This window comes from Amycolatopsis sp. cg5 (assembly GCF_041346955.1).
In the GTDB taxonomy this organism is placed as follows: domain Bacteria; phylum Actinomycetota; class Actinomycetes; order Mycobacteriales; family Pseudonocardiaceae; genus Amycolatopsis.
Genome location: NZ_CP166849.1, coordinates 4,378,315 through 4,397,983 on the forward strand (window position 1 = coordinate 4,378,315; position 19,669 = coordinate 4,397,983).

The 19,669-nt window shown below is 70.0% G+C and carries 19 protein-coding genes; 17 read left to right on the forward strand and 2 right to left on the reverse strand.

Annotated elements, in window-relative coordinates:
- Positions 1 to 2 precede the first annotated feature (2 nt).
- Entirely contained in the window at positions 3 to 1,937 is a 1,935-nt protein-coding gene (locus AB5J62_RS19735; RefSeq protein ID WP_370949733.1) for a sensor histidine kinase, read from the reverse strand.
- Between the two features lie 974 nt (positions 1,938 to 2,911).
- Between AB5J62_RS19735 and AB5J62_RS19740 the strand changes: the two genes are divergently transcribed.
- The 17 genes from AB5J62_RS19740 to AB5J62_RS19820 all read left to right on the forward strand — a co-directional run bounded on the left by AB5J62_RS19740 (position 2,912) and on the right by AB5J62_RS19820 (position 16,600).
- Positions 2,912 to 3,373: a nuclear transport factor 2 family protein gene (locus tag AB5J62_RS19740; protein WP_370949734.1), complete on the forward strand. Its 462-nt coding sequence runs from the start codon at positions 2,912 to 2,914 to the stop codon at positions 3,371 to 3,373.
- Positions 3,374 to 3,612: 239 nt separating this feature from the next.
- A complete protein-coding gene (locus AB5J62_RS19745; RefSeq protein WP_370949735.1) occupies positions 3,613 to 4,281 on the forward strand; it encodes a response regulator transcription factor in 669 nt (222 codons plus the stop codon).
- Positions 4,282 to 4,341: 60 nt separating this feature from the next.
- Positions 4,342 to 4,707 carry an antibiotic biosynthesis monooxygenase gene (locus AB5J62_RS19750; RefSeq protein ID WP_370949736.1) on the forward strand — a complete coding sequence of 122 codons (366 nt, stop codon included), beginning with the start codon at positions 4,342 to 4,344 and terminating at the stop codon, positions 4,705 to 4,707.
- Between the two features lie 13 nt (positions 4,708 to 4,720).
- Positions 4,721 to 5,518, forward strand: a complete 798-nt coding sequence (locus AB5J62_RS19755) for an SDR family oxidoreductase (RefSeq protein WP_370949737.1) — start codon at positions 4,721 to 4,723, stop codon at positions 5,516 to 5,518.
- Positions 5,519 to 6,508: a hypothetical protein gene (locus tag AB5J62_RS19760; protein WP_370949738.1), complete on the forward strand. Its 990-nt coding sequence runs from the start codon at positions 5,519 to 5,521 to the stop codon at positions 6,506 to 6,508.
- Between the two features lies 1 nt (position 6,509).
- Positions 6,510 to 7,508: a phytoene/squalene synthase family protein gene (locus tag AB5J62_RS19765; RefSeq protein WP_370949739.1), complete on the forward strand. Its 999-nt coding sequence runs from the start codon at positions 6,510 to 6,512 to the stop codon at positions 7,506 to 7,508.
- 16 nt (positions 7,509 to 7,524) lie between these two features.
- Entirely contained in the window at positions 7,525 to 8,913 is a 1,389-nt protein-coding gene (locus AB5J62_RS19770) for an FAD-dependent monooxygenase (protein ID WP_370949740.1), read from the forward strand.
- 16 nt (positions 8,914 to 8,929) lie between these two features.
- On the forward strand, positions 8,930 to 9,256 hold the full coding sequence (locus AB5J62_RS19775; protein ID WP_370949741.1) for a TcmI family type II polyketide cyclase: 327 nt from the start codon (positions 8,930 to 8,932) through the stop codon (positions 9,254 to 9,256).
- Positions 9,253 to 10,500, forward strand: a complete 1,248-nt coding sequence (locus AB5J62_RS19780; RefSeq protein WP_370949742.1) for a beta-ketoacyl synthase — start codon at positions 9,253 to 9,255, stop codon at positions 10,498 to 10,500. The genes AB5J62_RS19775 and AB5J62_RS19780 overlap by 4 nt, the downstream gene beginning before the upstream one ends.
- On the forward strand, positions 10,500 to 11,684 hold the full coding sequence (locus tag AB5J62_RS19785; RefSeq protein WP_370949743.1) for a ketosynthase chain-length factor: 1,185 nt from the start codon (positions 10,500 to 10,502) through the stop codon (positions 11,682 to 11,684). The genes AB5J62_RS19780 and AB5J62_RS19785 overlap by 1 nt, the downstream gene beginning before the upstream one ends.
- Complete coding sequence (locus AB5J62_RS19790) at positions 11,684 to 11,923, forward strand: acyl carrier protein (protein WP_370949745.1); 240 nt, start codon at positions 11,684 to 11,686, stop codon at positions 11,921 to 11,923. The genes AB5J62_RS19785 and AB5J62_RS19790 overlap by 1 nt, the downstream gene beginning before the upstream one ends.
- An 8-nt stretch (positions 11,924 to 11,931) precedes the next feature.
- Positions 11,932 to 12,705 (forward strand): SDR family NAD(P)-dependent oxidoreductase, encoded by a 774-nt coding sequence (locus AB5J62_RS19795; protein WP_370949746.1) that lies wholly within the window; start codon positions 11,932 to 11,934, stop codon positions 12,703 to 12,705.
- A gap of 10 nt (positions 12,706 to 12,715) precedes the next feature.
- Complete coding sequence (locus tag AB5J62_RS19800; protein ID WP_370949747.1) at positions 12,716 to 13,627, forward strand: aromatase/cyclase; 912 nt, start codon at positions 12,716 to 12,718, stop codon at positions 13,625 to 13,627.
- The gene (locus tag AB5J62_RS19805) at positions 13,624 to 14,700 is read left to right on the forward strand and encodes an FAD-dependent monooxygenase (protein WP_370949748.1); all 1,077 of its coding nucleotides are present in this window, start codon (positions 13,624 to 13,626) and stop codon (positions 14,698 to 14,700) included. Before AB5J62_RS19800 ends, AB5J62_RS19805 begins: the two co-directional genes overlap by 4 nt.
- Positions 14,697 to 15,776, forward strand: coding sequence for a polyprenyl synthetase family protein (locus AB5J62_RS19810; RefSeq protein WP_370949749.1), 1,080 nt, complete (start codon positions 14,697 to 14,699; stop codon positions 15,774 to 15,776). The genes AB5J62_RS19805 and AB5J62_RS19810 overlap by 4 nt, the downstream gene beginning before the upstream one ends.
- Before the next feature lie 179 nt (positions 15,777 to 15,955).
- A complete protein-coding gene (locus AB5J62_RS19815; RefSeq protein WP_370949750.1) occupies positions 15,956 to 16,441 on the forward strand; it encodes a DUF2690 domain-containing protein in 486 nt (161 codons plus the stop codon).
- A 24-nt stretch (positions 16,442 to 16,465) separates the two neighbouring features.
- Positions 16,466 to 16,600 (forward strand): hypothetical protein, encoded by a 135-nt coding sequence (locus tag AB5J62_RS19820; RefSeq protein WP_370949751.1) that lies wholly within the window; start codon positions 16,466 to 16,468, stop codon positions 16,598 to 16,600.
- On the opposite strand, the gene AB5J62_RS19825 is transcribed toward AB5J62_RS19820, so the two are convergent.
- On the reverse strand, positions 16,597 to 19,464 hold the full coding sequence (locus AB5J62_RS19825) for a BTAD domain-containing putative transcriptional regulator (protein ID WP_370949752.1): 2,868 nt from the start codon (positions 19,462 to 19,464) through the stop codon (positions 16,597 to 16,599). The genes AB5J62_RS19820 and AB5J62_RS19825 overlap by 4 nt on opposite strands.
- Positions 19,465 to 19,669: the final 205 nt, after the last annotated feature.

Below are 19,669 nucleotides of genomic sequence, written 5' to 3' on the forward strand. Positions count from 1 at the left end.
GGTCAGGCCACGTCGACCGGGATCCGCAACGGCAGCCGGGCGTGGACGCGGGTGCCGCCTTCGGCCAGGCGCCTGACGGTGCAGTCGCCGCCGAGTTCGGTCGCGCGCCGGCGCATCGAGTCGATGCCGACGCCGTGTGACGGGCGGTCGGGCAGGCCGATGCCGTCATCGGTCACGGTCAGCACGAGGTCGTCGTCGCGGGTGATCTCGACCTGGCAGTGCCGGGCGTGCGCGTGCCGCATGACGTTGGCGAGCGCCTCGCAGACGATCCGGTACGCGGCCACCTCGACCGCGGCGGGCAGGTCGGCCAGCGGGGACGGCGCGTCGAAGCTGATCCGGACCTCGTCGGCGTCGAGCCTGCTGCTGAGCATGTCGGTGTGCTCGCGGATGGCCGCGATGAGGTCGAGTTCGTCGAGCGCGGACGGCCGCAGGTTCGAAGCGACCCGGCGCACCTCGGCGATCGCACCCTTGAGCTCCTCACCGAGCTCGTCGATCAGCTCACCGGCCGCGTTCGGGTCCTGCTCGATCCACTTGCGGGCGATGGGCAGACCGAGCGAGACCGCGGCCAGTGTCGGGCCGAGGCCGTCGTGCAGGTCGTTGCGCAGCCGACGGCGTTCCTCCTCGCGGGCGGAGACCAGGCGTTCACGGGCGGCCTGCAGCTGCGAGGACAGGACGGTCGCGCGGAACGCGATCCCGAGCGGCACCGCGAGCAGTTCGAGCACCCGCGCGTCTTCGGGGTCGAGCCGTTCCTGCCCCGGCCGGACGCCGAGCACGAGTTCGGTGTCGCCGGACCCGGTCAGCGGCACGACCTCCTTCGCCGTGAACGCGCGCCCGGACGTGGCGGCCTCCCTACCGTCGAGCACGAACGCGGCGTACGGCAGGCGCAGCGCGTCGCGGATGGTGGCGAGCAGGCCTTCGAGCGAGTCGGTCTCGGCGCCGAGCCTGGTGCCGAAGCGGTTGAGCGCGCGGACGGGATCGTCACGGATCCCGTAGACCCAGCGGTCGATGATCTGCTGCAGCCAGACCCTTGCCGGATTGAACACCACCGCGACGCCGACGGTCACCACGGCCGCGCTGCCCCAGCCGAACTCCTGGTGCAGCAGCAGCCCGAGCAGCAGCACCGCGCCGGCGTGCACGCAGATGATCGCCGCCGACAGCACCAGGTAGAGCAGCGCGCGGGAGATGACGAGCCGGATGTCGAGCAGCTGGTAGCGCAGGATGGCGACCGTGATGGCGATCGGCTGCAGCACGACCAGCAGCTGCACCGCGTCCGCCGCGACCCCGAACAGGCTCCACGGCACGAATCCGGCGACCGCCAGGATCAGCCACAGCATCTGGCGCCGCAGCTTCTCGTCACCGTGCTGGTATCGCTTGACCATGGCGATCAGTCCGGGCAGCAGCAACAGCACGATGCTGACCAGCTCGATCTTGCCCCGCAACGGCAGCAGCGGCGCGAACGCGTGCACCGCCGAGTACCCGGAGCCCGCGCTGACCGGGTAGGTGCCGGTGTCCGTCGCGGTCCACGCGACAAACAGGACACCGTAGACCGCCGTCGCGACGGTCACCTTCCGCCAAGCCCGGCCCGGCAGCTCGCCGTCGGGGAACAGCAGCAACGCCAACGGGATGCAGACACCCAGCGCCCAAGGCCACGAACAGTGCGCGAGAGTGTCCAATGACCGCAACAGCGGGACCGACCATCCCGCGCCCACCCCGTACGCGAGCGCCGAGACGGCCACCGCGGTCGTCGCGTGCGCGAACCCGCCCGCCAATATCAGCCAGCCGATCGGGTTACGCGGCCGCTGCGACGCCAGCAGCAGCCCGCACCCGAGGAACGCCAGGCCCAGCACCCCATCGGTGACGACGAACGATCCGAAAGCGACGGTCCAGCCGAGCTCGCTGGCGATCCACAGCCCGGCGGCGCCGAGCAGCTCGGCCACCCCGATCGTGAAGACCAGCCATCCCGCCGGGCCACGCTTCCCGGCTGAGTCGCGCTCGATGGGTCAGCACCCCTTCCACCGGCAGCCCCGAAAAGATCTTGAACTAGCGGAGCTTACCGGGCCCAAGTGTCCACGACGCGGCCGCTGAAGGGAGCTGCGCGAGCACGCTCTCCCCAGTTCGGACCCCGTCTTCGACGCTCAATGTATCTGGGGCCGGAAACCGGGCTCTTCTACAGTGCCTCCGACCTGATCGCAGTTGGGTTCGGTGACGCAACACCCCGGGCGGGGTCGCCGCCGACAGCGACCCCGCCCGGACTCGTACCCCCGCGCCGAGCCCCTCACCTCGCCCGCGCACCCCGGCCGCGTCGCACCCCGGCCATCCCGCCCGGATCCCGGCCACCTCGCCCCGCCGCACCCGGCCATCCCGCCCGCACCTAGGGCACCCCGCCGTGTCGCATCGGCCACCGCCGTGCAGCACCGGCCGGGGGCTTGAGCGTGGGGTCGTGAGTGGTACGGCCGGTTCTAACCGGCGAAAACACTCACGACCCCTTGCTCCGGGGCTCGCCCGCTCCGGTGGGTGGTTCGCCTTGGGTGAGGGCCGTGCCCGTCCGTAGGCAGGGGCTGGGCCGGATCCCGTACCTGAAGGGACGGCACGCGTGCCTGGCGGGACGGGACGCGGGCCTGGGGAGTCGGGACGCCGGGGGCGGGGTTTGGATTCGGTGGGTGTGCGGGCGGACTCGGTGGGTAAATGGGGGTGAGTGTCGCACGGAAATGGGGTGGCAAATGTCAAATCTTGGCGGAATGTACTGATCATGAAACGCAACCCGTCGGGGTTCCTGGGCAGGTAAGGGCCGCCGGGCGGCGTGACAGTGAAATGACAGTGGGGGCCAGCATGATGGCCGCGGTTATTCGATTCACGTCATTTACTGGGGTAATGACTATCGGGGCTTGAGCCCTATCGAAGAGGCTGAAAAATGGATCTGCTCGAAAATGATCTGACCGTGGGCGATCGCCTGGCCATCCGCGAGCTCACGGACCGTTACCTGATCAATATGGACCGTTATCGGCACGATGACTGGTATGACACGGTCTTCACCGAAGACGCGTGGGTGAAGTTCCCGCTCGGGGAATTCGTCGGGTTCGCCGGGCTGGCGGAGTTTCACGCGGAAGGCAGGCGCCGCTTCGAGCGGACGCATCACGTGGCAGGCGGGGTGGACATCGCCGTCACGGGTGACACGGCTTCGGTGCGGGCGCAGCTGACCGCCACCCACGTGCACCGGGCCGCCGATCCGACCACGTACTTCTGCCTTGGCGGGTATTACGACGCCGAGGTCGTGCGGCTGGCCGGCGGCTGGCGGATGCGACGGCTGGAGTTCGTGCCGGTGTGGGTGGGTGGAACGGCCGAACTGCCTGAAGTGTTCCGCCAGAACCGATAACCTGAGAAATATTTGACAATTGCGGGACCGGTCAAAAGATTCGCGCCGGTTGTTTGCACGGTCGGGGAAACCGACCTATGCTCAAGTCATCTGGTGGCCACGAGCGTGGCACGCACAGCTGGGGATGGAACCGGCACGGGTACGCGCGGTGGGGACCGCGCGCCTGACCGGTGTGCGTGGCATCGCGGGGTGATCTGTCACCAACTGGGGTAGTTGCCTAATTGTTCCTGGGGGAACGAATGGTACGAATTTTGGTGTCCGAAAGCGACCCGGTCGAGTCGCTACGGACAGTGCACGCGCTGCGTGGCCGAGGGTTCGACGTCTGCGCGGCAGCCGACGCGCCATCGGCCGTGGTCAAGGCGCCGATGGCCGATCTGGTGGTGCTCGACATCTCCACTGTGGACGGTTTCGAGCTGTGGCGGCGGATCAGGGCGAAGAGCCGGGCGCCGATCATCGGCACCACCCGGCGCGACGCGGACCGGGACCGGGTGCTCGGGCTGTGCGAGGAAGCCGACTCCTGCCTGGTCAAACCGTATCCGGACAGCGAGTTCCTGGCACGGGTCGACGAGGTGCTGCGAGCAGGCCGGACAGCGGCGGCGAAGCTCGAACGCGGGCCGCTGGTGATCGATCCGCTGGCGCGTGAGGTGTATGTCGACGGCAGGCTCGTCGTCTTGACGCGCAAGGAGTTCGACCTGATCAGGCTGCTCGCGTCCGAGCCGGAGCGGGTGTTCACCAGGCGCGAGATCATGTACTTCGTCTGGGGCGACGCGTGGGCCCAGTCGAACCGGACCATCGACACGCACGTCAACAGCCTGCGCAAGAAGCTGCGCCGCCGGTCGCTCGTGCTGACCGTGCACGGCGTCGGCCTGCGCCTCGGCCAGCTCGACGAAGCCCAAGCGGCCAGCTGAGAAACCACTCCGGCAGCACCCCTGTCTTCGTGCTGCCCTGAATCCGATCGGGATGTCCGAATGACCCTGAATGTCGACCTGACCGAATCCAAAGTGGACCAGGCGGTCACCTTGATCAACGTCTTCACCGTGCCACCCGAGGAGTCCGCGCTGTTCCTGGAGCGCTGGAAGGACAACGCCAGGATCATGGCCGTGCAGGACGGTTTCCTCCGGGCCCGCATGTTCCGCGCGGTGCACGACGACGCCGAGTCGCGGTTCATCAACGTCGCGGAGTGGGAGTCCGGCAAGGCGCTCGACGCCGCCAGGGTGAACCCGCAGTGGCGTGCCTCGATCAAACGCATGCTCGACGACCCCGACCTGCACGTCAAGCCGCGCCCGGTCGTCTACACGACCGATCTCGACGTGCTGCCCGGCGACCCGCTCTGAACTGGAGGAAGACATGCCCGAAGCGAAGATGGTCGCACTGGTCAGCGGTTCCAGCCGGGGGATCGGCGCCGCGACCGCCCGTGAGCTGGCCGCCCGCGGCTACCACGTCATCGTCAACTACCTGAGCAACAGCGCCGCCGCCAAGGAGGTCGTCAAGGCGATCGAGACCGACGGCGGCTCCGCGCAGGACATCCAGGCCGACGTCTGCGACGAGGAGCAGGTCGTCCGGCTCGTCGAGCAGGTCAAGGCCGAGCACGGCCGCATCGACGTGCTGGTCTGCAACGCCAACACCGTGCACCCGCCGTTCGAGCAGCTCGACACCCTGACCTGGGAGACCTTCGCCGCCAAGGTCACCGGCGAGCTGACGGCCGCGTTCTTCCTGACGCAGCAGACGCTCAAGATCATGCGGACCCGCCGCACCGGCCGGATCGTGTACGTGTCGAGCATCGACGCCGACTCGGCGGCGGGCAGTGTCGCGCAGTCCACCGCGAAGGCCGCGCTCAACACCTTCAGCCGCCACGTCGCCGGGCACGCGGGCCTGTTCGGCATCACGGTCAACACCGTGGCGCCCGGCTCGGTCCGCACCGAGGCGAGCGCCAAGGTGAACACGCCGGAGCTGCAGCAATACCTGGCCGAGCGGTCGCTGTTCGGCAGGCAGATGGAGCCGTCCGACCTGGGCTACGCCATCGCGCAGATCGCCGACCTCAAGTTCGCCGCGGCCACCGGCCAGATCATCACCATCGACGCGGGCATGGACGTGGTCGGGCAGCAGATCTCGCCGGTCGGCCAGCGCGGCCCGGAAGAGGACTGAATGCACCCGCCCGAGGCCGCCACCGTGCCACGGCAGGCGGCCGACCACGCACTGGCGTTCATCGAGTCCGCTGTGGACAGTCCTAACGGGATGCTCTCGCGGATCGCCTTCGACCCTTCCTTCACCGACACCGTCGCACTGGCCGACGCGCGCGCGGTGATCGAAGCCGAATTCGGCGCCGACATCGGCTTCGACCTGACCGACGATCTGTCCGCGCCGATACTCGGCCTTCCGTTGCTGCCTTGGGAAGAACGCGAACTCGTCGAGCACTTCGGACGGTCGATCGGCCAGGGCACGACCGGGCACCGGGTCCGGCTGTTCGTCGACGGCACCGTGTTCCCCGCCGACACCGACTGCACCGCCGTGGCCGCGCAGGCACTGCACGACACCAACCTCATCTCCGACGCCGAACTCGTCCGGTTCGCCGAGGAGCTGCTGAGCGCGGCCTCGGACGGCGTGGTGATGGTGTACTGGCCGAACGGCGGTCGTGGCCGCAAGTTCGACCCGGTCGCCGCGGCCAACGCCTTGTGCGTGCTCAAAGAAGCGCGGCGTCGCGGCATGAGCGAAGGCGACGACGTGATCGCGGCGACGGGAAAGTACGTGTCCGAGCACCTCGAATCCGGCGCGTACCTGGCCGGAAGCCGCTACTACCCGAGTCCCGACGCGTTCCTCCAGGTCGTTTCCCGCTTGGCGGAACGCTTCGACGATCTGCGGCAAGCACTCGAAAAGCCGCTCGCCGAGGCGATCATCGCGCGGGAAGACGACTCCTGGGTGCTCGACGTGGCGTTGCGCGCCATCGCCGCCGACAACATCGGGCTCGAAGAAGGCCAGCGACAGCGCCGGAAACTGCTGATCGAAAGCCAGGAGGCCGACGGCTCCTGGCCGGCGGCGCCCTACTACAAGCTCGGCAGATTCCCCGTCTACTTCGGATCACGCGTGCTCACCACGTTGTTCGCCGCGAACGCGCTCCGCCGCTTGGAAAGAAGCTGAAATGAACGAACGCGAACTACAGGCGGCCGGGATACACGGGCCGGAGCTGCGCCAGGCGTACCTGCACTGCAGCGGGCTGCTCGAAGCCCAGGCGAAGGCCAGGGGATCGGGCACCCAGATCCGCTTCATGTTCCCGGTGGAGAAGCGCCCCTACTTCGAGGTCTTCTTCGCCTTCATCACCTACCTCGACGACATCGTCGACGTCCGTGACCACAGCATCGAGGTCCGCGCGAAACGCCTCGACGAATGGGAAACCCTCTTCTCGGCCGCGCTCAAGGACGAGCTGCCCGGCAAACCGTCCTCACGGGACGAGGAGTCCGACGCGGCGCTCGCCCGCGCTTTCGTGCATCTCATGCGCACCTGGGAACTCCCGCTCGACGAGGTGCCCGCCTGGCTCGAAGCCCAGCGGACCGCGTTGCTGACCACGGAATACCAGACCGCCGAAGACCTCGAGTCGTTCATCGACACCGTGACGCTGATGCCCGCCTACTGGGCGAACCCGATGCTCGGCGCGATCGGCGCCGACGCGGACGAGGCCTGCCGCCACGCGACGACCTCGTTCCAGCTGATCGACTTCATGTGGGACCTGCGCGAGGACCTCAACGTCGGCCGCCTCTACCTGCCGCTGGACCACCTCGCGCGGTTCGACCTCGACCGCGAGACCGTCGAAACCCAGCTGGGCACCGGCCGGATCAGCCCGGCGCTGCGCGCGCTGATGGCCTTCGAGGCCAAGATCGCCAGGGAACACCTCGAGCAGGGCCGCGCCTGGCCTGGCAAGCTCCATCGCACCTCGCGGACCTTCGTCGACTGGGAGCTGGCGGCCAACGAGATGCGCCTCGAAGAAATGGAGAAGTGCGATTTCGAGCATCTCAGCCCGCGGTTCAAGCCCAGCACGTCCTTCAAGGCGGGCGTGCTGAAGCGGACCTTCGGCGACATCGCGCGGGCGATCCGCATCAACCGCACCACCCAGCGCGACCGCCTGCCGCGGCCGGTCGGCTGAAGTCGAAGGGGTAGCCATGGACAAGACCGTTGTCGTCGTCGGCGCCGGGCCCGTCGGGCTGATGCTCGCGGGCGAACTGCGCCTGGCGGGCGTGGACGTCGTCGTGCTGGAACGCCGCGCCACGCCCACCGGCGAGTCACGCGGGCTCGGTTTCACCGCGCGGGCGACCGAGGTGTTCGCCCAGCGTGGCCTGCTCAGCCGCTTCGGCACGGTGGAAACCAGCAGGCAGGGCCATTTCGGGGGTATCCCAATGGACTACGGCGTGCTCGAAGGCGCGCATTTCGGCGCACGCGGCATCCCGCAGCACCGGATCGAGAAGGTGCTCGAAGAATGGGTCACCGAACTCGGCGCGACCGTGCTGCGCGGCCACGAACTGGTCGGCCTGCATGACACCGAAGAGCGGGTGTTCGCGCTGGTCGACGGCCCGGACGGCCGCTCGGAACTGCGCGCGGCCTACCTGGTCGGCTGTGACGGCGGCCGCAGCGCCGTCCGGCGGCTCGCCGGGTTCGACTTCCCCGGCACCGACGCCACCAGGGAGATGTACCTGGCCGACGTGGCGGGCCGGAACATCCGGCCGCGGTTCATCGGCGAGCGGGTGCCCGAGGGCATGGTCATGTCGGCGCCGCTGGGCGACGGCGTCGACCGGATCATCGTCTGCCCGCGCGGTGTCCCGCACACCGACCGCGTGGTGACCTTCGACGAGGTCGCCGACTGGTGGGAGAAGCTCACCGGGGAAAGCCTGCACGGCGCGGACGTGCGCTGGGTCAGCGCGTTCACCGACGCGACCAGGCAGGTCACCGAGTACCGCCGAGGCCGGGTGCTGCTCGCCGGCGACGCCGCGCACATCCACCTGCCCGCGGGCGGGCAGGGGCTCAGCCTCGGCGTGCAGGACGCGGCGAACCTCGGCTGGAAACTCGCCGCGACCGTCAACGGCCACGCGCCGGACGGCCTGCTCGACAGCTACCACGCGGAACGCCATCCCGTCGGCGCGCGCGTCCTGCGCAACACACTGGCCCAGGGCATGCTCTTCCTCAACGGCGAAGAGGTCGACCCGCTGCGCTCGGTCATGGCCGAGCTGATCGCGATCCCCGACGTCGCACGCCATCTCGCGGGCATGGTCAGCGGATTCGACATCCGCTACGGCGACAGCGAGCACCCGCTCGTCGGCAGCCGCATGCCGGACGTCGCGCTCACCGACGGCCGCACGGTCGCCGAACTGCTCATCCCCGGCCGCGGCGTGCTTCTCGGCGTCGAACTGACCGGCTGGGAAGACCGGGTGGACACCGTCCCCGCCACGCCCGAGGGCCACGGCGCGGTCTTGCTCCGCCCGGACGGTTACGTCGCGTGGGCCGGACCCGGCGCGGGCCTCACCGAGGCACTGCACCGCTGGTTCGGCACGCAGTGATTCCAAGGAGAACACCATGCACAGCACGCTGATCGTGGCGCGGATGGACGCAGGCTCGGCCACTTCGGTCGCCGACCTGTTCACCGGCTTCGACGCAGGCGAGATGCCCGGCCTGATGGGCACCCGCCGCCGCCAGCTCTTCCACTACCGCGGCCTGTACTTCCACCTCCAGGACTTCGAGGAGGACCAGGGCGCCGAGGCGATCGAGCAGGCCAAGACGCATCCGGAGTTCGTCCGGATCAGCGCCGACCTCAAGGAGTTCATCGGCGCCTACGACCCGAAGACCTGGCGCTCGCCCAAGGACGCGATGGCCACCCGGTTCTACGACTGGGAGCAGCGGTGACCCGCCGGGTCGCGATCACCGGGGTCGGTGTGGTGGCGCCCGGCGGCGTCGGCGCCAAGGAGTTCTGGAGCCTGCTCAGCGACGGCCGCACCGCGACGCGGCTGATCAGCACCTTCGACGCGTCGCCGTTCCGCTCGCGGGTGGCGGCCGAGATCGACTTCGACGCCGAGGCGCACGGCCTGACCCCGCAGGAGATCCGGCGGATGGACCGGGCGGCGCAGCTCGCCGTCGTCGCCACCCGCGAGTCCATCGCGGACAGTGGCATCGCGTTCGGTGACCCGGGGCGCGTCGGCGTCACGATCGGCACCGCGGTCGGCGCGACGATGAGTCTCGAACAGGAGTATCGCGTGGTCAGTGACGACGGGCGCAAGTTCCTCGTCGACCACGAATATGCCGTGCCGCACCTCTACGACTACCTCGTGCCGAGCTCGTTCGCCCGCGAGGTCGCCTGGGAATGCGGTGCGGAAGGCCCGGTCGCGGTGGTGTCGACCGGCTGCACCTCCGGGCTCGACGCCGTCGGCCACGCCTGCGAGCTGATCAGGGACGGCTCCGCCGACGTGATGATCGCCGGCGCCACCGACGCGCCGATCTCGCCGATCACCGTCGCCTGCTTCGACGCGATCAAGGCCACCACCCCGCGCAACGACGACCCGGCGCACGCGTCGCGGCCGTTCGACGCGACCCGCTCCGGGTTCGTGCTCGGCGAGGGCGCCGCGGTGTTCGTGCTCGAAGACCTGGACCGGGCCCGCAGGCGCAACGCCCAGATCTACGCCGAGATCGCCGGATTCGCCTCACGCAGCAACGCTTTCCACATGACCGGCCTGCGTCCGGACGGCGCCGAGATGGCGCAGGCGATCACCGCGGCGCTCGACGAGGCACGGCTCGACGCCTCCGAGATCGACTACGTCAACGCGCACGGTTCGGGCACGCAGCAGAACGACCGGCACGAGACCGCGGCGGTCAAACGCGCGCTCGGCGAGCACGCGTACCGCACGCCGATCAGCTCGATCAAGTCGATGATCGGGCACTCACTCGGCGCGATCGGCTCGCTGGAGATCGCCGCGTCCGTGCTCGCGATGCGGCACGACGTCGTGCCGCCGACCGCGAACCTGACCACCCCAGACCCGGCGCTGGACCTGGACTACGTGCCGGTCACCGCGCGCGAATGGCGGACCGACACGGTGCTCAGCGTCGGCAGCGGGTTCGGCGGTTTCCAGAGCGCGATGATCCTGGGGAGTGCGTGATGACGGCCGTGTTCACCGGCCTCGGCGTCGTCGCGCCGAACGGGCTCGGCACCGAGGAGTACTGGAAGGCGACCTGCGCGGGCGAGGACGGCATCGGGCCCGTGGAGCGGTTCGACGCCTCGGGGTATCCGGCGCGGACGGCGGGGGAGGTGCCGGGGTTCGACGCGGCCGATCACCTGCCGAGCAGGCTGCTGCCGCAGACCGACCACATGACCAGGCTCGCGCTCGTCGCGGCCGACTGGGCGATCGCGGACGCGGGCGCCGACTCGCCCGAGATGGGCGTGGTCACCGCCGCGTCCGGCGGCGGGTTCGAGTTCGGGCAGCGGGAACTGCAGAACCTGTGGAGCAAAGGCGGCGAGTACGTCAGCGCGTATCAGTCGTTCGCCTGGTTCTACGCGGTCAACACCGGCCAGATCTCCATCCGCAATGGACTGAAAGGACCGGGCGGGGTCATCGTCGCCGATCAGGCGGGCGGGCTCGACGCGATGGCGCAGGCGCGGCGGCAGCTGCGCAAGGGCGGCCGGATGATGCTGACCGGCGGCGTCGACGGCGCGATCTGCCCGTGGGGCTGGGTCGCCCAGCAGGCGGGCGGCCGTCTCAGCACCGGCGAGTACCTGCCGTTCGACACCCGGGCCGCCGGGCACGTGTCCGCCGAGGGCGGCGCGATGCTGGTGATGGAGGACGCCGCGGCCGCCCGTGCGCGCGGCGCGCACGGTTACGGCTCGCTCGCCGGATACGCGGCCACCTTCGACCCGAAACCGGGACTGGGCCGTGAACCCGGGCTGCGGCGCGCGATCGAAAACGCGCTGGCGGACGCCCGGATCGAGGCAAGCACCGTCGATGTCGTCTTCGCCGACGCCGCCGCGCTGCCCGAACTGGACGCCGTCGAAGCCGACGCGATCAACGCCGTCTTCGGGCCGGGCGGGGTGCCGGTCACCGCGCCCAAGACGATGACCGGCCGCCTCAACGCAGGCGGCGCGTCGCTCGACGTCGCCGCCGCGCTGCTGGCGATGCGCGACGGCGTCATCCCGCCCACGACCAACACCGAACCCGCGCCGCGCTACCGGCTCGACCTGGTGACCACCGCGCGGGAAACGCCGGTGCGCACCGCGCTCGTGCTCGCGCGCGGCCACGGGGGATTCAACTCGGCCGCCGTCGTGCGGCTCGACTGGGAGGAACACTGATGGAACTGACCCTGGACAGCCTCAAGCGCATCCTGCGTGACGGCGCCGGTGCGGACGAGGCGGTCGACCTGGACGGCGACATCCTCGACACCGAGTTCGACGAGCTGGGCTACGACTCGCTCGCGCTGCTGGAGACCGTCGCGCGGATCACCCGCGAATACCGGATCCCGCTCGACGACGACGCCGCGACCAGCGCCAAGACCCCGCGCGAGCTGCTCGCGCTGGCCAACGCGGCTTGAGGAGAACCATGGCCAAGACAGCCATCGTCACCGGCGCGACCAGCGGCGTCGGCCTCGCCGTCGCCGACCTGCTCGGCGCGCAAGGGCACCACGTCTACCTGTGCGCGCGGGACGCCGACAACGTCGCGCTCACCGTGAAACAGTTGCGGGACAAGGGATACGAGGTCGACGGCACGACATGTGACGTACGCTCGCCCGAGCAGATCCGCGCGTTCGTGACGGCCGCGGTCGAGCGGTACGGCACGATCGACATCCTCGTCAACAACGCGGGCCGCAGCGGCGGGGGAGTGACCGCCGACCTCGACGACGAACTCTGGTTCGACGTGATCAACACCAACCTGAACAGCGTCTTCCTGATGACCAGGGACGTGCTCGCCACCGGCGGCATGCGCGACAAGGGCTGGGGCCGGATCGTCAACATCGCGTCCACCGCCGGCAAGCAGGGCGTGGTGCTCGGCGCGCCGTACTCCGCGTCCAAGCACGGCGTCGTCGGGTTCACCAAGGCACTGGGCAACGAGCTGGCCAAGACCGGCATCACCGTCAACGCGGTGTGCCCCGGCTACGTGGAAACCCCGATGGCGCAGCGGGTCCGCGCGGGCTACGCGGCCGCGTGGGAAACGTCCGAAGAGGACATTCTCGGCCGGTTCAACGCCAAGATCCCGCTCGGCCGCTACTCCACGCCAGAAGAGGTCGCCGGGCTGGTCGGCTACCTGGTCACCGACACCGCCGGATCCATCGCGGCGCAGGCGTTGAACGTCTGCGGCGGCCTTGGCAACTTCTGAGGGGGACACCATGCGCGAAGTCGAACACGAGATCACCGTCGCCGCGCCCGCGAAGACCGTCTACCGGCTCATCGCCGACGTCGAGAACTGGCCGCAGCTGTTCAACCCGACCGTGCACGTCGAGTACGTCGAGCGGGGCGAGACGACCGAGCGGATCCAGATCTGGGCGACCGCGAACGGCACGGCCAAGACGTGGACGTCACGGCGCGACCTGGACCCGGCCGGGCTGCGCGTCGACTTCCGGCAGGAGGTCTCGCAGGCACCGGTGGTCGCGATGGGCGGCGCGTGGGTCATCGAACCGGTGGCGGAGAACGAATGCCGGGTCCGGCTGCTGCACGACTACCGGGCGGCGACCGAGGCCGATCTCGACTGGATCGACCAGGCCGTCGACCGCAACAGCCGGGTGGAGCTCGCGGCGCTGAAGCAGAACGTCGAGGTGCCCGACGACCTGCTGTTCAGCTTCGACGACACGCTGGAGATCGACGCCGACGCGAGCGAGGTCTACGACTTCATCAACGAGGCGCAGCTCTGGCCGGACCGGCTCCCGCACGTCGCGCGGGTCGACCTCGAAGAGGACACGGTCGGGCTGCAGACGCTCGGGATGGACACCCGCACCAAGGACGGTTCGACGCACACGACGAAGTCGATCCGGGTCTGCCTGCCGCACCGCAAGATCGTCTACAAGCAGATCCAGCCGCCCGCGCTGATGACACTCCACACCGGACACTGGCTGTTCGAGGAGCGGCCAGGGGGAGTGCTCGCCACGTCACGGCACACCGTGCGGATCAACGAGGCGAACATCGCCGCGGTGCTCGGCGCCGACGCGACCGTCGACGACGCGCGGACGTTCGTGCGCACGGCGCTGAGCGCCAACAGCCTGGCCACCCTCGGGCACGCCAAGACCCACGCCGAACGACGATGACCACGCTCAGCGCCGGCGTCGCGATCGTCGGCGCCGGGCCCGTCGGGCTGCTCCTCGCGGGTGACCTGCGCGAAGCCGGGGTCCCGGTGATCGTCGTCGAACGGCTGCCCGAGCCGATGACCGAGTCCCGCGCGACACAGCTGACCAGCCGATCGGCCTCGCTGCTGCGCGCGCGTGGGCTGGAGTCGCTGCTGACCGACACCGAGTCGAAGGCGCACTTCGGCGGCCTGTCGTTCGAATTGGACAGTCCCTTGTGGAAGGTCCCGCAACCGCGGACCGAAGCCGCCTTGACCAAGCGGGCGTTCGACCTGGGTGTCTCGCTGCTGCGGTCACACACGCTGACCGGCATCGGTGATCATCTCGAAGTGGACGGTCCACTGGGGACGGTCGCGATCGAGTCCGAGCACGTCGTCGGGTGCGACGGCGAGAACAGCACGGTCCGGCGGCTCGCCGGGTTCGACTACGCGTTCCGCCCGGCCACCCGCGAGCTGCTGCGCGCCGACGTCACCGGCCTTTCCGTGCCGGACCGGCGGTTCGAGCGGTTCGAACACGGCCTCGCGGTCGCCGCCACCCGCGGCGACGTGACCAGGGTGATGGTGCACGAGTTCGGCCGGTCGGCGGCACGCACCGAGCCGGTCACCTTCGCCGAGATCACCGACGTCTGGGCGAAGGTGACCGGCGAGGACATCGCGGGCGGCAAGCCGCTCTGGGCCGACGCTTTCGACAACGCCACCGGCCTGGTCTCGTCCTACCGCGAAGGCAACGTGCTGCTCGCGGGCGACGCGGCGCACCGGCACCTGCCGGTCGGCGGCCAAGCACTCAACGTCGGCCTCCAGGACGCCGCCGCACTCGCCACCGCCCTCACCGGCGGAGCGGACACACTGCTCGACGACTACGCGCGCACCCGCCGCGCCGCCGCGCTCGCGGTCATGGAACTCGTTGCCGCACAAGAGTTACTGCTACTCGGCGGCCCCGAGGTCGAGCCGCTGCGCGAGGTGCTCACCGAACTGTTCACAGTGGACGCCGCACGCGCGCACCTCGCGCGTGCCGTCGAAGAATCGGGGAACTCATGACCATCAGCTGGGGGACAGCACCGGCCTTCGTCGGCCGCACACTCGCCGACTTCGGCCGCGACATCGGCGGCCGCGTCGAAGCCCGCCTCCGCACCCAGCTCGCCACCGACCGCGCCCGCTACGCCGCGGTCGCACCCGGCTCCGAAGCCGTCGTCGACGCACTGTCGACCGCGGTCTTGAGCGGCGGCAAGCGCCTACGCCCGAGCCTGGCCTACCTGTCGTTCCTCGGCGCGGGCGGCTCACCCGCCGACCCCCGCATCGTCGATGTCGGCGCGGCACTCGAGCTGCTCCACGCGGGCTGCCTCGTCCACGACGACATCATGGACGACTCACCGACCCGCCGGGGCCTGCTCACCACGCATGCCCGTTACCAGCAGGAACACCAGAAGTCGGGCTACACGGGCGAGGCGCGCCGGTTCGGCGAGGGCGTCGGCATGATCGTCGGCGACATGGCGTTCTTCTACGCGATCGGCCTGCTGCGCACCACGACCCCCGAGACCCAGGCGGTGTTCTTCGAGCTGGCCGTCGACGCAGGCGTCGGCCAGTACCTGGACCTCCTCGCCGCCGCCTGCCCGGCCGATCTCGCCCCCGACCCGATGACGATCGCCCGCTACAAGACCGGGCGCTACACCGTCGAGGGACCGTTGCGGCTGGGCGCGGCGCTGGCCGGTCGGCTCGTGGAACTCGGCGAGGCGTTGACGGCCTACGGGCAGCCGGTGGGGCTGGCCTATCAGCTGCGGGACGACCTGCTGGGGGCGTTCGGGGACCCTTCGGTGACCGGGAAGCCTGTCGGCGACGACCTGCGGCAGGGGAAGCGGACGCTGCTGCTGGGGTACGCCAAGCAGCAGGCTTCGGGTTCGCTGGAGCTGCTGGAGAAGGTGGACGCTGGGGCTTTGACCGAGGCCGAGGTGCCCGCGGTGCAACGGCTGCTGGAGGACCTCGGGGCTCGGGAGTACGTGGAGTCGACCTGCCAGGCCCTGGCCGTCGACGCCGTGAACGCGATCGAAGCGGCTGACATCGACTTGAGCGTGAAGGAGTACTTCAAGCACTTCGCTGCCTACGTCGCCGGCGCCTGAACCCGCCTGGGGGTCGTGAGTGTTTACGCCGGTTAGAACCGGCCGTACCACTCACGACCCCTGTCTTGAAGGTCGTGAACGATCCGCCAGTCCACGGTTTCAGCGGGACTGCAGTGTGGGTTCAGCGTGCCTTGGCACGATCGCGTCGATGACCCGCACATGCCCCGCTGGAGGTTCCGATGGCCGGAGCGAAGTACCGAATCCGTCGCGCGCTGTGCGTCGCGATGGCCGCGGGCATGGGCCTGCTGGGGTTCCAGGCCGTGCCCGCGTTCGCCGTGTCCTGCAGCTACAACGCCTGCAACGGCAAGGATCCCCAGGCCGCGGGCTGCTCGGCGGACGCGCGCGATCTTGGCCACTACGTCAACGACTGGGGTGACTACGTCGAACTGCGCCACTCGCCGGCCTGCGGTGCGGTGTGGACGCGGCTGACCACGACCCAGTGCCAGTGGGTCAAACCCGTGCTCGAGCTGGGCTATCTCGACTATTACGGCCACTACCACCTGCAAGGCAAGTACACCCGGAGCTACGGACTGTGCAACGAAGGCACCCGCCAAGGCTGGTCGCTGATGTCGTCCTACCGGCGCGAACGCATCACCTACTACTCCGACCAGCCTCGTCAGGGTCCCGCGAAGACCTACCCGACCGGCTGCAACGACTGCTACTGACAGGAAGCCGTCATGATCCACTCGATGGCGAGGTTCACCGTCACCCTGCTCAGCGTGATCGGCATGTGCATCCCGGCCGGTGTGGTCAACCTGGTGCCTGCGCCGAACCCGTGCGGCGCGCGGTGCGAACGCGCCGCCGTGCAGGCGGACGCGCCCTAGAGCTGGTCCAGCGCCTTCTTGGCCTCTTCGGCGCGCTCGGGCGGGCCGATGGCCTCCCACAGCGCGAGTGCCAGGCCGAGGTGGCGCCGGGCGGCTTCGGTCTCGCCGCGGACCGCTTCGACCTCGCCGAGTTCGTGCCAGCAGGCCGCTTCGTTGGTGCGGTCGCCGTTGAGGCGGAACACGTGCGCCGCGCGTTCCAGCGCCGAACCGGCGCGGGCGGTGTCACCGAGTTTGGCGTAGACCGCGCCGAGCCGTTGTTCGGTGTAGGCGGCGCAGCGCTCGTCGTTGATCTCGTTGAAGATCGTCAACGCCTCGGTGAGCGAACGCAACGCGGCGTTCGTGTCGGCCGTGCCCTGCTGAAGGCGGCTGAGCGTGCGGAGGATGACGGCTTGCCGGTGCCGGTCGCCGAGGCGCCGCGCGATCTGCAGGCCCTCCTCGACCCACGTGCCCGCCTCGAGGTCGCCCTGCTCGAAGCGGATGAGGCCGATGGCGGTGCGCACCTGCGCCTCCGCCTGACCGTGCCCGACGGCGGCGAGGTGGCCAATCGCCTCGTAGTCGACTCGGAGCGCGTCGTTCTGCTCGCCGAGCACGCGGTGGACGGTGCCGATGCTGGCCAGCGCGAGTCCCGTGCCGCGCCGGTCGCCGATGGCGCGGTAGAGCGCCAGGCAGCGGTGCAGGTTCCGCCTGGCGTCGTTCATTTCGTCGAGGTAGATGCCGACCTGGCCGAGTCCTTGCAGCAACGCCGCTTCACCGTGGGTGTTGCCGGCGGCCCTGGTGACCTCGAGCGCGATGTGGTGGCTGCGGGTCCAGTCCTGGTAGAGGCTGCGGTGGTCGTAGTACGGGACCGAGGCGATCACGATCTCCCAGGCCAGCTCGTCGAGCCCCCAGTCGGCCGCCAGCTGGACGGCGCGCAGGAGCGTGCCGCGCTCGGCGTCGAACCACGCGACCGGGTCGAGCACCCGGTGGTCGGGCTGCCAGCGTGGCGACCGGCCGGGTGTCGGCTGGAAAAGGCTGGGGTAGAACAGATCCCGCGCCTGCTCGGCGAGCGCGAGCCACGCCGAGAGGACCCGCTCGACGGCCGCGCGCCGTTCTTCGTCCGAATAGGACTCCTGCGCGCCTTCCGCGGCGTACGCGCGCAGCAGGTCGTGCAGGCGGTACCGCGGCTGGCCCGCGCCGTCGGTGTCGACCAGCCGGACCAGGTACGCGTCGACGAGCACGTCGAGCACATCGTCGGTGTCGGCCCGGCCGAGCAGCGGCCCGATCACCCACGCCGGCAGCGTTTCCGCGCCGAGCAGGCCGAGCAGCCGGAACGCGCGCACGGCCTCGTCCGGCAGCAGCCGCAGGCTCAGGTCGTAGTTCGCGCGGACGTCGAGGTCACCCACCCGCAGTTCGCGCAGGCGCCGCGACTCGTCTTCGAGCCGGTCGCGCAGCACCTGCAACGTCCACGCGCGCCTGCCCGCCAGCTTGGCGCCGGTGATGCGGATGGCCAGCGGGAGGTAGCCGCACAGCCGCACGATCGCTTCCGCGGTCTCCGGTTCCTGCGCGATCCGCTCGGGGCCCGCGATGCGCGCGAGCAGTTCACGGGCGTCTTCGGCGGTCAGCGCGTCGAGTTCGACGTGTTCGGCGCCGGTCAGGTCGGCCATCCGATGCCTGCTGGTCACCACCACCGCGCAGCCGCCCGACGGCGGCAGCAGCGGCCGCACCTGGTGCGCGCCCGCGGCGTCGTCGAGCAGCACCAGCATCCGGCGATCGGTCAGCCGGGACCGGTACAGCGCCGCCCGCTCGTGCGTGCCCGACGGCATCGTCGCGTCCGTGACACCCAGCGCGCGCAGCAGCTCGGCCAGCATCATCGCGGGATCGCGCGGCACCTCGGACGTGCCTGCCAGGTCGAGGTACAGCTGCCCGTCCGGGAACGCGTCGCGCGCTTCGTACAGCGCGCGCACGGCCAAAGTGGACTTTCCGGTGCCGGGCGCACCCGCGATGACCGCGACCCGCCGCTCGGCCAGCAAGCCGACCAAGTGCGACAGCGGCTCGGCCCGCCCGGTGAAGTCGGGGATGTCCGCGGGCAGCTGGGAGATCGGCCGCGAGTCCGCCTCCCTGGCGCCCGCGGCCGAATCAAGCGCGGCGTCCCCGCGCAGGATCTGGGCGTGCACGCGCTGCAGCCCCGGTCCCGGATTCGCGCCGAGCTCATCGGCCAGCATCCGCTGGACATCGTGGAAGACCGCGAGCGCGTCGGCCTGGCGGCCGCTGCGGTACAACGCGATCATCAGCAGCTCACGCACGCGCTCGCGATACGGATGTTCGGCCGCCAGCCGGGACAATTCGGGCAACGCCAGCGCATGCTCACCGCGAAGCAGATCCAACTCGGCGAGATCCTCCAACGCGCCGAAGCGATACTCGTCCAGCCTGGCGCGTTCGGTCTCGGCCGCCGGGGTGTCGATGCCGCTGAACGCCGGGCCGCGCCACAACGACACCGCGTCGACGAACCGCTGCCTCGCCGTCACCAGGTCACCGTCGGTCCGCGTCTCCCGCGCCCGCGCCAGCCCCGAGGCGAACTGGGCACTGTCGAGCTGATCCGGCGTCACCCGCAGCAGGTAGCCGGTGCCGACCGTCTGCAGCGCGCCGTTGTCGAGGTGGAGTGATCTGCGCAGGTCACCGACGTACTTCTGGACGAGGTTGACCGCGCTCTTGGGCGGTCTGCCACCCCAGGCGCCTTCGATGATCTCGTCCCGCTCGACCGAGCGGTTCGCGTGGAGCAGGAGCAGACCGAGCACCTGGCGGCACTTGTCCGAGCCGACCGGCACCGGATCGGCACCCGACCACGCGGTGACGGGTCCCAGCACCCCGAACCGAACATCCGGCATTGACACCCCCCTTTCCGCGGCCAGGGTACCCGTCGAGCAGCGGCGTTCCGTGACACTGCAGCGCCGCTGCAGCACCCGCTGTCAAGATCCGGTCATGGCCGCCGCCGTCCGCGGGGTCCAGTCGTTCGTCGAACTAGGGGTGACAGACAGCGGTGACTTCCCGACCGGGGCGTCACTTCTGGTGTCTTACGGCGATCAGACCCGC

Excerpts from the sequence above, each read along its gene's own strand:
- AB5J62_RS19740 (WP_370949734.1), top strand. The coding sequence starts at position 2,912 with ATGGATCTGCTCGAAAATGATCTGACCGTGGGCGATCGCCTGGCCATC.
- AB5J62_RS19745 (WP_370949735.1), top strand. The coding sequence starts at position 3,613 with ATGGTACGAATTTTGGTGTCCGAAAGCGACCCGGTCGAGTCGCTACGG.
- AB5J62_RS19750 (WP_370949736.1), top strand. The coding sequence starts at position 4,342 with ATGACCCTGAATGTCGACCTGACCGAATCCAAAGTGGACCAGGCGGTC.
- AB5J62_RS19755 (WP_370949737.1), top strand. The coding sequence starts at position 4,721 with ATGCCCGAAGCGAAGATGGTCGCACTGGTCAGCGGTTCCAGCCGGGGG.
- AB5J62_RS19760 (WP_370949738.1), top strand. The coding sequence starts at position 5,519 with ATGCACCCGCCCGAGGCCGCCACCGTGCCACGGCAGGCGGCCGACCAC.
- AB5J62_RS19765 (WP_370949739.1), top strand. The coding sequence starts at position 6,510 with ATGAACGAACGCGAACTACAGGCGGCCGGGATACACGGGCCGGAGCTG.
- AB5J62_RS19770 (WP_370949740.1), top strand. The coding sequence starts at position 7,525 with ATGGACAAGACCGTTGTCGTCGTCGGCGCCGGGCCCGTCGGGCTGATG.
- AB5J62_RS19775 (WP_370949741.1), top strand. The coding sequence starts at position 8,930 with ATGCACAGCACGCTGATCGTGGCGCGGATGGACGCAGGCTCGGCCACT.
- AB5J62_RS19785 (WP_370949743.1), top strand. The coding sequence starts at position 10,500 with ATGACGGCCGTGTTCACCGGCCTCGGCGTCGTCGCGCCGAACGGGCTC.
- AB5J62_RS19790 (WP_370949745.1), top strand. The coding sequence starts at position 11,684 with ATGGAACTGACCCTGGACAGCCTCAAGCGCATCCTGCGTGACGGCGCC.
- AB5J62_RS19795 (WP_370949746.1), top strand. The coding sequence starts at position 11,932 with ATGGCCAAGACAGCCATCGTCACCGGCGCGACCAGCGGCGTCGGCCTC.
- AB5J62_RS19800 (WP_370949747.1), top strand. The coding sequence starts at position 12,716 with ATGCGCGAAGTCGAACACGAGATCACCGTCGCCGCGCCCGCGAAGACC.
- AB5J62_RS19805 (WP_370949748.1), top strand. The coding sequence starts at position 13,624 with ATGACCACGCTCAGCGCCGGCGTCGCGATCGTCGGCGCCGGGCCCGTC.
- AB5J62_RS19810 (WP_370949749.1), top strand. The coding sequence starts at position 14,697 with ATGACCATCAGCTGGGGGACAGCACCGGCCTTCGTCGGCCGCACACTC.
- AB5J62_RS19815 (WP_370949750.1), top strand. The coding sequence starts at position 15,956 with ATGGCCGGAGCGAAGTACCGAATCCGTCGCGCGCTGTGCGTCGCGATG.
- AB5J62_RS19820 (WP_370949751.1), top strand. The coding sequence starts at position 16,466 with ATGGCGAGGTTCACCGTCACCCTGCTCAGCGTGATCGGCATGTGCATC.
- AB5J62_RS19825 (WP_370949752.1), bottom strand. The coding sequence starts at position 19,464 with ATGCCGGATGTTCGGTTCGGGGTGCTGGGACCCGTCACCGCGTGGTCG.